The organism is Pseudophaeobacter sp. (assembly GCF_039971195.1).
In the GTDB taxonomy this organism is placed as follows: Bacteria; Pseudomonadota; Alphaproteobacteria; order Rhodobacterales; family Rhodobacteraceae; genus Pseudophaeobacter.
Genome location: NZ_JBDWPJ010000060.1, coordinates 1 through 12,775, shown reverse-complemented (window position 1 = coordinate 12,775; position 12,775 = coordinate 1). Strand labels below are relative to the sequence as shown.

11 protein-coding genes are annotated in these 12,775 nt (G+C 59.8%); 2 read left to right on the top strand and 9 right to left on the bottom strand.

What is annotated here, in order from left to right:
- Nucleotides 1–49: 49 nt before the first annotated feature.
- Entirely contained in the window at nt 50–652 is a 603-nt protein-coding gene (gene pncA, locus ABJP42_RS05155; RefSeq protein ID WP_348338967.1) for a bifunctional nicotinamidase/pyrazinamidase, read from the bottom strand.
- Nucleotides 653–834: 182 nt separating this feature from the next.
- On the opposite strand from pncA, the gene trhO reads away from it, so the two are divergent.
- Entirely contained in the window at nt 835–1,746 is a 912-nt protein-coding gene (gene trhO / locus ABJP42_RS05150; RefSeq protein ID WP_348338965.1) for an oxygen-dependent tRNA uridine(34) hydroxylase TrhO, read from the top strand.
- A gap of 285 nt (nt 1,747–2,031) precedes the next feature.
- On the top strand, nt 2,032–2,955 hold the full coding sequence (locus ABJP42_RS05145) for a PAS domain S-box protein (protein WP_348338963.1): 924 nt from the start codon (nt 2,032–2,034) through the stop codon (nt 2,953–2,955).
- Nucleotides 2,956–2,976: 21 nt separating this feature from the next.
- On the opposite strand, the gene ABJP42_RS05140 is transcribed toward ABJP42_RS05145, so the two are convergent.
- The 8 genes from ABJP42_RS05140 to ABJP42_RS05105 all read right to left on the bottom strand — a co-directional run.
- Nucleotides 2,977–3,405 (bottom strand): MerR family transcriptional regulator, encoded by a 429-nt coding sequence (locus ABJP42_RS05140; RefSeq protein WP_348338961.1) that lies wholly within the window; start codon nt 3,403–3,405, stop codon nt 2,977–2,979.
- Between the two features lies 1 nt (nt 3,406).
- Nucleotides 3,407–5,704: a heavy metal translocating P-type ATPase gene (locus tag ABJP42_RS05135; protein WP_348338959.1), complete on the bottom strand. Its 2,298-nt coding sequence runs from the start codon at nt 5,702–5,704 to the stop codon at nt 3,407–3,409.
- Between the two features lie 128 nt (nt 5,705–5,832).
- Complete coding sequence (locus ABJP42_RS05130) at nt 5,833–6,867, bottom strand: helix-turn-helix domain-containing protein (RefSeq protein ID WP_348338957.1); 1,035 nt, start codon at nt 6,865–6,867, stop codon at nt 5,833–5,835.
- A gap of 116 nt (nt 6,868–6,983) precedes the next feature.
- Nucleotides 6,984–9,842: an aminomethyl-transferring glycine dehydrogenase gene (gcvP, locus tag ABJP42_RS05125; RefSeq protein ID WP_348338955.1), complete on the bottom strand. Its 2,859-nt coding sequence runs from the start codon at nt 9,840–9,842 to the stop codon at nt 6,984–6,986.
- A gap of 111 nt (nt 9,843–9,953) precedes the next feature.
- The gene (gcvH, locus tag ABJP42_RS05120; protein ID WP_348338954.1) at nt 9,954–10,319 is read right to left on the bottom strand and encodes a glycine cleavage system protein GcvH; all 366 of its coding nucleotides are present in this window, start codon (nt 10,317–10,319) and stop codon (nt 9,954–9,956) included.
- Between the two features lie 32 nt (nt 10,320–10,351).
- Nucleotides 10,352–11,449: a glycine cleavage system aminomethyltransferase GcvT gene (gene gcvT, locus ABJP42_RS05115; RefSeq protein ID WP_348338952.1), complete on the bottom strand. Its 1,098-nt coding sequence runs from the start codon at nt 11,447–11,449 to the stop codon at nt 10,352–10,354.
- Between the two features lie 25 nt (nt 11,450–11,474).
- Nucleotides 11,475–11,888 carry a universal stress protein gene (locus ABJP42_RS05110; RefSeq protein ID WP_348338950.1) on the bottom strand — a complete coding sequence of 138 codons (414 nt, stop codon included), beginning with the start codon at nt 11,886–11,888 and terminating at the stop codon, nt 11,475–11,477.
- A 78-nt stretch (nt 11,889–11,966) separates the two neighbouring features.
- Nucleotides 11,967–12,775, bottom strand: an 809-nt coding sequence (locus ABJP42_RS05105; protein WP_348338948.1) for an alanine/glycine:cation symporter family protein, incomplete at its 5' end; no start/stop codon positions are given.

Sequence of the window (12,775 nt, the reverse complement as noted above, 5' to 3'; positions counted from 1 at the left end):
CTCTTTCAATTTTCCTAATTTCACCCCTGAAACCCTGCTCAAACCGCCCCTAGACTGTAGCCAAAAGCTGCACCCCAGCGGCGCGCATTGCTGCAAGGGATTTATCCAGGGAACCCTCGAGATCGATCGCCCGACAGGCCGAAAGATCAACCGTCACCGCAAAGCCCAGCTTGACCGCATCCAAGGCAGAAAACCCAACGCAAAAATCTGTGGCCAGCCCGACAAGGGTGAGATCCGTGATACCGCGGCTGCGCAGATAGCCTTCGAGCCCGGTTGGGGTTTTCTGATCATTCTCAAAAAATCCGGAATAGCTATCGATAGCTGGGCGAAACCCCTTGCGCAGGATCAGGTCTCCCTGGAGGTTCAACCCGGAATGAAACTCGGCTCCCTTGCTGCCCTGCACGCAGTGATCCGGCCACAGCACCTGCGTGCCATAACGCATTTCCACCGTCTCAAACGGCGCTTTACCCTGGTGTGAACTGGCAAAGGAACTATGCCCGGCGGGGTGCCAGTCCTGGGTCAGGATCACGGTCTCGAACCCCTCCATCAGCGTATTGATCGGGGCGACAACCGCATCGCCCTCTGGCACTGCCAAGGCACCGCCGGGGCAAAAATCATTCTGCACATCAATCACGATCAGAGCTTGCGTCATTTCAGATCCCTTTAATTTCTTGTTTTGAATGTATCCCTGCATATCTGGCGTGAAAACAGGAAGCTTTGCCACAGCGCGGATTTGTTTCTCTAAATGAAGGAAAATGCGCAATCTGGCGCCAAATCTGGCGGCCGGATTTGGTTTTCCTTGAAAATCCCGGCCCAGGGTTCTAAGGGCGCATCATGTATAGAATTGCTGCGCTCTACCACTTCACCCGCTTTGCCGATCCCGCCGCCATCAAACCGGCGCTTCTGGAGCTGTGCCTGCAGCATCAGGTCACGGGCTCTTTGCTGCTGGCGCAGGAAGGTATCAATGGCACCATTGCCGGTCCCGAGGCCGGGATCGAGGCGGTGCTCAGCCATATCAGGTCCCTGCCGGGCTGCGCTGATCTGGAGTGGAAAGAAGCCACCAGCGATCACCCGCCTTTTGGCAAAATCAAGGTTCGGCTGAAAAAAGAGATCGTCACCATGGGGCAGCCCGATGTCGATCCCAAGGCCCATGTTGGCAATTATGTCGAGCCTGAGGATTGGAACGATCTGATCAGCGCCGATGATGTGGCCGTCATTGACACCCGCAATGATTATGAGGTTCAGATCGGCACCTTTGAAGGCGCGATTGACCCCGAAACAGCGACCTTTCGCGATTTCCCGGCCTGGTGGCAGGCCAACAAGGAGCGTTTCCACAACAAACGCGTTGCCATGTTCTGCACCGGCGGTATTCGCTGTGAAAAATCGACCAATTATCTGCTCAGCCAGGGGATCGAGAATGTGTTTCACCTGAAGGGCGGCATTCTGCGCTACCTGGAAGAAGTGAAACCCGAAGACAGCAGCTGGCAGGGCGAATGTTTTGTCTTTGATAACCGAGTGTCTGTTGGTCATGGGCTGGTCGAAGGCCCGCATGAGCTCTGCCACGGTTGCCGCCGCCCGATTGTGCCCGCAGACAAGGCACGCCCCAGCTTTGAGATGGGTGTTTCCTGCCATCAATGTATTGATGAGACCTCCGAAGCCGACAAAGCCCGGTTTCGTGAGCGGCAGAAACAGATACAACTGGCGCGGGAACGCGGCGAGGCGCATCACGGCGGCCGCAGCGTCTAAAGCGCACAGGCGCAGATTGCACTTCTTTCACTCAAGCGCCGTTTGAGGTTTTTTTGTTGCGCGGACTGTCACAAAAGATACATGATTCAGCTAGCTTTAAGTCTTTTCGTGCTAAATGCCCGCTGGGCACTTAGCACGACTGTATGGAGTTACTTCGTCCTAACGGATTAATTTTATACAAGAGTTTTTATTGGTAACCAGTTTTGCTCAAGATCAGGCGCAACTGATCAGGCAAAGACCCCGAGGGTGAGGTGGACAAAAACAATGGCAAAAACAGTTGTCGGAATGACCCAGAGATCACAACTCGAAGAGGCAAGCCCTGCAAGTATTTCGGTTGGGGAAATCCGCATTCCCGACCTGTTTCGTGACCTGCCAGATGCGGTGATCATCGCGGATTCAGAGCAACGGATCACCTGGGTCAATATCGCTTTTGAAAAGCTGTTTGGCTTCAGCCGCGAAGAATTGGTTGGCCAAAGCGCCGAGCAGATTTACGAAAACCCCGCCGACTATGAAAAACAGCGCCTGGGGAATTTTAAGACCGCCAAACCCGAAATCGATCACAATTATGAAATGCGCTATAAGCGCAAAAATGGCTCCGGATTTCTGACCCATACCACCGGCGGCCCCATCCGCGACAAAAACGGCGCCGTGCTGGGCCTGTTTGCCATTATCAAAGACATCTCAAAGACTCGCGCGGTCGAAGATCTGCTGCACAATCTCTATCACATCTCCTCCAGCCAAGAGATGGAGCATACCGCCAAGATCCAGGCAATCCTGAAGCTCGGTTGCGAACATTTCCAAACCGAGTCCGGCCTGATCAGCTGGGTGCGCGATGATACCTATACCATCCTCTACAGCTATTCAGATCTGGTAGATGTGCCCCGCGGCACCAGTTTTCCACTGGGCGACACCTATTGTTCCGAGATGCTGCGCGGCGATGGCCCTCTGGCCTGCCACAATGCCAAAAACTCGCCCTTTGCCACCCATCCCTGCTATGACATGTTCCTTCTGGAAACCTATATCGGTATCCCCTTGTTCGTGGATGGAGAGCTATTTGGCACCTTGAATTTCACCTCAGCCGATGAACGGCATCCCTTTGAAAACGGTGACAAAGAGATGATCAAGATGTTCGCCGCCTGGATCGGCCAGCAGCTCAGCTTTGAAAAAGCCACCAACCAACTGCCGACGCCCTCCCCTGCGCAGGATTAGTACAGAGCCAATCTCTTCTGTTCAGGCGCCGATATGGTCGTGGTCCGTCAAGCATTCCGAATGATCGCGCAGCACTTCCAGCACCCGACAGTCGGCCACCGAATGGTGGCCGCAATCGCCAATCATCCGTTTTAACTCGACCTGCAGCGCCTGCAGCCGGGCAATGCGGTCCTCTACCTCTTTCAACTGGCGCTGCGCGATGGAATCCGCATCGGCACAGGATTGCGCCGGGTTGTCGGCCAGATCCAGCAGATCGCGGATCGCCTCCAGCGAAAACCCCAGCTGCCGCCCATGGCGGACAAAGGCCAGCCGATCTAGCCCTGTCTGACTATAGCGCCGCTGGCCGCCCTCTGTCCGTTCGGGCTCTGGCATCAGCCCGATGCTCTCATAGTAGCGAATGGTCTGCACCTTGGTGCCGGTGCGTTTGGCCAGGGTTCCAATAGTCAGCATCTCAGATCTCCTTACTGCGCAGCAGCCGCAATGCATTTGCCACCACCAAGAGCGACACGCCCACATCGGCGGCAATTGCTCCCCACATCGAGGCCATGCCGAGGGCGGTGGCCAGAGCAAATCCCAGTTTTGTCACCAGCGACAGGCCGATGTTCTGATGGATCACCGCCATGGTACGGCGGGACTGTTTTACCAGCCAGGGCAATCGGCTGATATCATCGCTCATCAGGGCGATATCAGCAGTTTCAATCGCCGCATCCGAGCCCATGGCCCCCATGGCCACAGCAAAATGCGCCCGCGCCATGGCCGGGGCATCATTGATCCCGTCGCCCATCATTGCCACCATCCCATAGCGACTGGTCAGCCTTTCAATCGCTGCGACCTTATCGGCAGGCAGCAGCTCGGCCTGCGCCTCGTCGATGCCCACCTCCTGCGCCACCGCCTGGGCCGTTGCTACGTTGTCACCGGTGAGCATCACCACCTTTTTGACGCCGAGGTCATGCAGCGCAGCGACCATTGCGCGGGCCTCGGGGCGGACCCGGTCACGCAGGGCGATCAGCCCAATCGGACCCTCATCCTTGCCAACCAGTACCAGTGTGGCGCCTTCAGCTTCCAATGCTCGCATCTGGAGCTCTGGCAGATCCGAGGCAAAGCCTTTTTCCGCCGCAAACCGGGGCGAGCCAAGCCAATGCACCTGCCCGTCATATTGGCCTTCGACGCCGCGCCCCGGCACCGTGCGGCTATCGCTGCTGGCTGTCACAGCAAGCGCCCTGTGGCGCGCCGCATCCAGGATCGCCAGAGCTAACGGATGGGCGGCACGGGCTTCCAGTGCGGCGGCAGCCTGTAGCAACTCTGCCTCCCCCGTGTCGCCGAGGGGATAAAGCCCGGTAACTTCGGGCCGCCCCTCGGTCAGGGTACCGGTCTTGTCGAGCGCGATGGCCTGCAGCCGACCCGGCGCTTCGATATAGGCACCGCCCTTGATCAACACCCCAGCGCGGGCCGAGGCCGCAAGGGCTGCAACGATCGACACCGGGGTTGAAATCACCAGGGCACAGGGGCAGGCGATCACCAAGAGGACCAGCGCGTTATAGACCCAGAACCCCCAGTCTGCGCCCAGAACTAGCGGCGGCAGAACCGCCAGGGCTACCGCCAACCCCATCACCATGGGCGTGTAGATGCGGGCAAATTTTGTCACCCATTGCTCCACCGGAGCCCGGCGGGCATGGGCCTCACCCACCATGCGGGTGATCTTGGCCAGAACCGTATCACTGGCCGCTTTGCTGGCAGCGACGGTCAGGCTGCCATCGCCATTGATGGTCCCGGCATAGACCTCATCGCCCGGTTCTTTGGCCACCAGGGCGCTTTCGCCGGTTATCGGCGCCTGATCCACCGATCCAAGCCCCGCAATAACCCGGCCGTCCAGCGGGATGCGATCACCGCCGCGCACAACAAAGCGCTGGCCGATCTGCACCTCGGCGGCGGCCATATCCACCTCGCTGCCATCTGGGAGGAGCACCCGCGCCGTGGGTGGCGCCAGGTTGAGCAGGCTGGCCACGGCATTTCGCGCCCGCCCCACGCTCCAGGACTCCAGGGTCAGCGACAGGGCAAAGAAAAAGGCCACCGTGGCGGCTTCAAAGAACTCGCCCAGAGCGATGGCGCCTGCCACGGCCACCACCATCAACAGGTTCATATCCGGCGTCAGATTGCGCAACGCGTACCAGGCCTTTGGCAGCACCAGCCAAACCCCCAGCATCACCGAGATCAGGAATAGCCCCAGCTCCGACAGCGGAACGGCCAGATCGCCATGCCCGGCAAAGAGCTGGCCCAGGCCAGCCGCGCCGGAATGACCGATGTGCCAGGCCAGACCACCGCCCCAGAACAGGGCACTGGCGGTGGTAAAGCGCTTTTGCCGGGTAAGATGCACCGCCTGATCGGCCGCGGCGCTGGCGGTCTCCCAGGGCTTGGCCTGCATGCCGGTCTTTGCCACCAGATCCTGCACTTCTTCATCTGCGATCTGTTTGGCCGAGGCCAGCAGCGTCATGCGTCCGTTGAGCACATCAAAACCGAGATGATCCGCCCCCCCCACCGCAGGCCCAAGGACACGGTTGAGGGTTGCGACTTCCTCGGCACAGCACAATCCATTGACGCGAAAACTGCGCCCCGAAGTGAGCTGAACCACCTCCACGGCGGGCTCCACGGCCCCACTGTTGCAACAGCCCGTAGTCTCACCGGAGTGGACCTGCGCTTTGGTATCGGTGGCGTTCAATTTGGTAGTGCTACAACAGCTATCTTGGGGCATTGGGGCCTCTTGAATTTCAAAGACCTAACCTAGATAAATCCTCCAGTGACTAGAGCTTCAAGAGGTTTCTCAAAAAACTTTCGCCGCCTCAGCAAGCCACCGCAGACCATTCCGGCCGCGCCCGTCAGTTAGCTCGCCAGTGCCTGCTGAGAACGCTGTACCCCAACCTCGCTATAGGCTCCGCGCCGCACCGCCTGGGGGCTGACCCCAAGCTGTTTATGGAACCAGCGCGACAGGTTAGAGCGGGTGCCAAAGCCAGTGGCCGCGACAATCTCATAGACGTTCATGCTGGTATGGGTGAGCAGCTGATGTGCCCGCTCGATCCGTAACATGCGATAGGCCGTCTGCGGCCCACTGCCGGTACAATCACGAAAGCGACGCTGCAGCTTGCGGGTTGACACCCCCTGGTGCCGGGCCAATTCGCAGATCGAAAGCGTCTCTTCCATATGCTGCTGCATCAGCTGCAGGCTTTGTTCGATCAAGGCATCCCCTCCGGCCCGGTGCAGGATCTCCAGGCTGGCTTTGCTTTGAAACCGGCTGTCCCCGGCGTCGAGCCCGATGTATTCGCCCAGCGCATCCGCCATGAATTCACCATGGCTGCGCCCGATCAGGTCCAGCAGCAGGCGCAGGGTCGCCAATGGGCTGACAGCGGAATGCACCGGATCCGCAAGGTGATACTGGGTGCCAGCTGCCAGGCTCTGCAGGGCTTCTTCTTCGGCGGCAGCGGTAAAATTGGAATGTACAGCAAGGCGCTGTCCGTCAAACATGCCGGCCTCCTGTGGCAGGAACACCGCTCCGCCCACCAGTACGGGCTGTTGGCAGCGATGCAACAGCATCTGCAGCGCGGCGCGGTCATTGCTGCTGACGCGCCAGCGCGCGCGGATATCGCCAAGGAAAATGCACATATGGCGGTGCTGACGTCCGTGGTTCAGGTGGTTGAACTCTGACAGGCGTAGGATCGACACTGCGTAGCGCGCGTCCGGGATCACCTCATTAGCCGAGAGCAACAGATCCGCCAGGATCTGACCGGCCCCAGGCGCAGCCTCATCCGGCAGCAGAATGGCAACCTGTTTGAGCGGGCGCAACGACACATCGGCGGCAGGCCTGGGGGACGTGGTCACCGGGTTTGATACGCTGTCTGAAACTTGGCTTTGGAATGTCATATCCGCCTCCTCCGATGGCTGGACCGCGCCCCCAGGCGGGGCCTCGCGGGTTCAAAGAGAGGTTGGTGCCGCCCGATCTGTGAGTGGGGCGGCACCTGTGGGTGTAGGGTTGGGGATCAGCTATCGCTGTCCTCTTCGTAGTCCGACATGGGCGGGCAGGTGCAGATCAGATTGCGATCGCCATAGGCATTGTCGACCCGGTTCACTGGCGACCAGTATTTGTCGACACCCAAAGAGCCGGGCGGGAAGCAGGCGGCCTCGCGGCTATAGGGACGATCCCAGTCACCCACCAGGTCGCGCACCGTGTGCGGTGCGTTTTTCAGCGGGTTGTTCTCTGCGTCGATCTTGCCATCGATCACATCCTGTGCCTCGCCCCGGATCGACAACATGGCATCGCAGAACCGATCCAGCTCATCTTTGGGTTCCGACTCTGTGGGCTCCACCATCAGGGTGCCTGCCACCGGCCAGGACATGGTGGGCGCATGGAAGCCCGAGTCGACCAGACGTTTGGCCACATCATCCACGCTGATGCCGCCGGCGTCATTGAGCGGACGGGTGTCCAGAATGCACTCATGCGCTACCCGGCCGGTCGAGGAAGTATAGAGAATACCATAGGCATCCTTGAGCCGTGCCGCGATATAGTTGGCGTTGAGGATCGCAACCTTGGTCGCCTGGGTGAGACCCGCGCCGCCCATCAAAAGGATATAGGCCCAGGAGACTGGCAGGATCGAGGGCGATCCAAAGGGCGCCGCAGAAACCGGCCCAACGGCAGAGCCATATTCCGGATGGCCTGGCAGATGTTCGGTCAGATGTGCCTTGACGCCAATGGGGCCCATGCCGGGGCCGCCGCCGCCATGTGGGATGCAGAAGGTTTTGTGCAGGTTCAGGTGGCTGACATCGCCGCCAATCTTGCCCGGCTGGGCGAGGCCCACCATGGCGTTCATATTGGCGCCATCGATATAGACCTGACCACCGTGTTCATGGGTGATGTCACAGACTTCCTGCACGGTTTCCTCAAACACCCCATGGGTGGAAGGATAGGTGATCATGCAGGCGGCCAGGCTGTCGGAGTGCTTTTCCGCCTTGGCGCGAAAGTCAGCCACATCGATATTGCCCTGATCATCCGCAACAACCGGAACCACCTTATAGCCCACCATCTGCGCCGAAGCCGGGTTGGTGCCATGGGCCGAGGTGGGGATCAGGCAGACATTGCGATGCCCCTGCCCCCGCGCGCCATGGTAGCTGCGGATGGTCAGCAGACCGGCATATTCCCCCTGCGCGCCCGAGTTGGGCTGCTGGGAAATCGCATCATAGCCGGTGATCTGGCAGAGCTTGTCGTTCAGATCTGCGATCATTTCGTGATAGCCCTGCGCCTGATCTGTGGGGCAGAAGGGATGCAGATTGCCAAACTCAGGCCAGGTGACCGGGATCATCTCGACGGTGGCGTTCAGTTTCATGGTGCAGGAGCCCAGCGGGATCATCGACCGGTCCAGCGCCAGATCGCGGTCAGCCAGGCGGCGCATGTAGCGGGTGATTTCGGCCTCGGCCCGGTTCTTGTGGAAGATCGGGTGGGTCAGATATTCACTTTCGCGCAGCGCATAGTCTGGCAGGCGATACTGCTTGTTGGAGCTGTCGTCGCTCTTGCTGATACCAAAGGCGCCCCAGACGGCCTCGATAGTCTCGGCGCGGGTCTGTTCGTCCAGGCTGATGCCAACCTTGGTTCCGCCCACTTTGCGCAGGTTGATGCCCCGGGCAACGGCGGCCTCCATGACGGTCTGCTGCAGCGGACCAACCTCAACGGTGATGGTGTCAAAGAAGACCTCAGGTTCGACCGTATAGCCGTTTTCTTCCAAGCCCGCAGCCAGACGCGAGGTCTTGCGGTGCACCGACTGGGCGATGGCCTTGATGCCATCAGGGCCGTGGTAGACCGCATACATCGAGGCCATCACCGCCAGCAGCGCCTGGGCTGTACAGACGTTGGAATTGGCCTTTTCACGGCGGATATGCTGTTCGCGGGTCTGCAGTGCCAGGCGATAGGCCTTGTTGCCGCGACTGTCGATCGACACCCCGATGATGCGTCCCGGCATGGCGCGTTTGAGCTTATCCGTAGTGGCCATATAGGCCGCATGGGGACCACCATATCCCATGGGAACACCAAAGCGCTGGGTCGAGCCGATGGCAATGTCAGCCCCCATTTCACCGGGAGATTTCAGCAGCGCCAGCGACAGGATATCGGCGGCAACCACGGCGATGCCTTTGTTGGCATGCAGGGCTTTGATCTCATCGGTGAAGTCACGCACATGGCCGTAGGTGCCGGGGTACTGGAAGATAGCGCCAAAGACCGCTTCGGCCACCAGTTCGTCCGGGTCGGCAACCACCACGTCGATGCCCAGAGGCTCGGCCCGGGTCTTGATCACCGCAATGGTCTGGGCGTGGCAGTTCTGATCGACAAAGAAGGCGGCATTGTTGGCCTTGGAGCGGGCTCCGCGATGCGCCATGGCCATGGCCTCAGCCGCGGCAGTGGCCTCGTCCAGCAGCGAGGCATTGGCGATATCCATGCCGGTCAAGTCACTGACCATGGTCTGGTAGTTCAACAAGGCCTCAAGACGGCCCTGGGAAATCTCGGGCTGGTAGGGCGTATAGGCGGTATACCAGGCTGGGTTTTCCAGGATATTGCGCAGGATTGGCGCCGGGGTGGAGGTGCCGTAGTAGCCCTGACCAATCAGCGAGGTCAGCACCTTGTTCTGACCGGCCACTTCTTTCATGTGGAACAGCGCATCGCGTTCGGTCATCGCCGGGCCCCAGTCCAGCGGATCTTGCTGCCGGATGGCGGCGGGCACGGTGGCATCGATCAGATCATCCAGGGTTTTGAAGCCGATCACCTTCAGCATCTCGGCCATCTCTTTGGGCGAGGGGCCGATGTGGCGACGGTTGGCAAAATCATAGGCTTCGTAATCGGTCAGTTTAAAGGCCATCTGCGGCGCTCCTACGGAGAGGTGGTCTGTTTACCGGAGCGGTGGGAGCCTCCGGCGGGAATATTTGGAGAAGGTGATGGAGCGGGGCCAGAGCTGCCGGCCCCGCCGCGCTCAGCCGATCAGGGCCTTGTAGCCATCCAGATCCATCAGATCTTCGAGCTGGGCAGCATCCGCCAGCTTGATCTTATAGATCCAGGCATCCCCCTCCGGGCTGTCGTTCAGCGCGCCGGGGGTCTCTTCCAGAGCCTCGTTGACCTCTGTGATTTCGCCATCCAGAGGCGCGTAGATCTCCGAGGCCGCCTTGACGGATTCGATGACGCCGATCTCGTCGCCTTTTTCAAAGTCATCCCCGACGTCTTTCTGTTCGCAAAAGACGATCTCGCCCAGCTGATCTGCGGCGTGCTGGGTGATGCCGACGATGGCGGTATCGCCTTCAACGGTGATCCATTCGTGTTCTTCGGAATAATAGGTGGCCATCTGGGACACTCCTTTTGGTCTTGTCTTGGGTCTTAGCGTTTGTAGTTCTGGGTCACGAAGGGCAGGGCGACAATTTCTGCCGGCTGGGATTTGCCCCGAATGATCAGGTTGACCTTTTCGCCGGGCGCGCTGTGGCCAGCGGCGACATAGCCCATGGCAACCGGGCCACCCACGGTGGGGCCAAAGCCGCCCGAGGTGATGGCGCCAATGCTATTGCCCTCGGCGCATTGGACCTCGACCCCCTGGCGGGCCGGGGCGCGGCCGGTGGGTTTGATGCCAACCAGTTTGCGGCTCGGCCCTTCGGCCAGGTCTTTCTGAATGCGCGCGGCGCCGGGGAACCCCCCCTCTTCGCGACGGCGTTTTTGCATCGCCCAGGTCAGCGAGGCCTCAACGGGTGAGGTGTCATTGTCGATGTCGTTGCCATAGAGGCAGAGGCCAGCCTCGAGCCGCAGGCTATCGCGGGCGCCGAGACCGGCGGGTTCGCAATCCTCGTGGGCCAGGAAGGCGCGGGTGATCTCGACGGCCCTATCTTCGGGGATGGAGATCTCGTAACCGTCTTCGCCGGTGTAACCGAGGCGCGACAGGCGGCATTCAACGCCATTGATATCGGCCACAAGGGTTTCCATGAATTTCATCTCGCGCGCGGCGGGGCAGAGATCACCCACGACCTCTTCCGCTGCGGGGCCCTGCACCGCCACAAGGGCGCGGTCAAAAATCTCGGTCACCTCGACGCCTTCGAGGTGTTTGGCCATATGCGGAATGTCCTGGTGGCGCATGGAGGCATTGACCACGACAAAGAAATGATCGCCCGCATTGGAGACGATCAGGTCATCCATGATGCCGCCATTTTCATTGGTAAAGAAGGTGTAGCGGGCCTTGCCTTCCTTGAGCGTGGTAAAAGCCGAGGGCGCGATTTTTTCCAGCTGGGAAGCGACATCTGCGCCTTTCAGGATCACCTGACCCATATGGGAGACATCAAACAGGCCTGCTTTTTCGCGGCATTGCTTGTGCTCGCCCATGATGCCCATGGGGTATTGAACCGGCATTTCCCAGCCGGCAAAATCAACCATCTTGCCGCCAAGCTCGACGTGCAGATCATAAAGCGGGGTACGTTTGGGTGCGTCAGTCATAGTATCGGGCCTTTGTGTTCATAGATCAGTCGCGGACGACCATAACGGTGCAATGAGCATTACGCACCACGCGTGCCAGGTTTGGGCCAATTTCGTAGTTCGGGAAGTCGCCTTTCGCCGAGGCCATGACGATCATGTCAAAACCGTCCTTGTGGGCCAGCTTCAAAACCTCGCGGTAGACGCTGCCTTGTTCGATATGCACCGGCACATCTGCGGCATTGCCTGCCTCCAGGATCGCCTGCACCTTGCCGCGCACAAAGTCCTGGGCGCCTGAGCCATAGTTGGCCGGCAGGTTGGGCAGCTGGATGATTTCGGGGATGACCTCAACCGCATGCAGTTCAGCGCCGTAGAACCTGGCCTGTTCAAGGGCCAGCGGCAGTGCCTTTTTCCAGGATCGATCGTCCGTGTGATCAATCGTCAGCAGGATCTTTGTGGCCATCTGTCATCTCCTCAAAAATGGATGTAGCAAAAGCGAGGAGCGGGCTGCCCAGCCCCTCGCCCAGGTTTTGGGATCAGGTTATTCGGAAGCCGAACCCGTGCCTTCAGTGGCGCCCCCCGAGGCAAAGAACTCGCGGGTGAGTTTGAAGACAACCGGGCTGAGCAACACCAGCGCAATCAGGTTGGGCAGCGCCATCATGGCATTCAGCGTATCTGCCAGCAGCCAGATAAAGCCGAGATCCGCAGTGGCCCCAAAGTAGATCATCACAATCCACAGCACTCGGTAGGGCACCAGCGCTCTGGGACCAAAGAAGAAGCCGACACATTTCTCGCCGTAAAAGGACCAACCAAGGATGGTGGTGAAGGCAAAGATCGACAGGGCAACCGCGATCAGGGCTCCACCCAGGCCGGGCAGCGAGGTTTCAAAGGCCAGCGAGGTCAGCGCCGCGCCCGAGATTGCCTTGTATCCTTCGACCTCTCCATTGGCCAAGAAATCTGCCACCGAGTGATCCAGGGCGCCAGAGGCGATGATCGCCAGACCAGTGATGGAGCAGACGATAATGGTGTCAATGAATGTCCCCAGCATCGCAACCAGGCCCTGATTCACAGGACCAGCGGTGGAGGCCGCCGCATGGGCGATTGGTGCTGAACCAAGACCGGCTTCGTTGGAGAAGACGCCACGGGCGACACCGAAGCGGATCGCAAGCCAAACAGCAGCACCGGCTGCGCCACCCTTGGCAGCCCAAGGGGTAAAGGCATAGGCAAAGACCTGGCCCAGTGCGTCAGCAATGGCCCCGGCATTGATCATCAGGACAATCAGGCCCGCGATGATGTAGCTGATGGCCATAAAGGGCACCAGTTTACCGGCAACCGCACCAATTCGGGTAA

Coding starts and splice junctions, on each gene's coding strand:
- pncA (WP_348338967.1), bottom strand. CDS start 652: ATGACGCAAGCTCTGATCGTGATTGATGTGCAGAATGATTTTTGCCCC.
- trhO (WP_348338965.1), top strand. CDS start 835: ATGTATAGAATTGCTGCGCTCTACCACTTCACCCGCTTTGCCGATCCC.
- ABJP42_RS05145 (WP_348338963.1), top strand. CDS start 2,032: ATGACCCAGAGATCACAACTCGAAGAGGCAAGCCCTGCAAGTATTTCG.
- ABJP42_RS05140 (WP_348338961.1), bottom strand. CDS start 3,405: ATGCTGACTATTGGAACCCTGGCCAAACGCACCGGCACCAAGGTGCAG.
- ABJP42_RS05135 (WP_348338959.1), bottom strand. CDS start 5,704: ATGCCCCAAGATAGCTGTTGTAGCACTACCAAATTGAACGCCACCGAT.
- ABJP42_RS05130 (WP_348338957.1), bottom strand. CDS start 6,867: ATGACATTCCAAAGCCAAGTTTCAGACAGCGTATCAAACCCGGTGACC.
- gcvP (WP_348338955.1), bottom strand. CDS start 9,842: ATGGCCTTTAAACTGACCGATTACGAAGCCTATGATTTTGCCAACCGT.
- gcvH (WP_348338954.1), bottom strand. CDS start 10,319: ATGGCCACCTATTATTCCGAAGAACACGAATGGATCACCGTTGAAGGC.
- gcvT (WP_348338952.1), bottom strand. CDS start 11,449: ATGACTGACGCACCCAAACGTACCCCGCTTTATGATCTGCACGTCGAG.
- ABJP42_RS05110 (WP_348338950.1), bottom strand. CDS start 11,888: ATGGCCACAAAGATCCTGCTGACGATTGATCACACGGACGATCGATCC.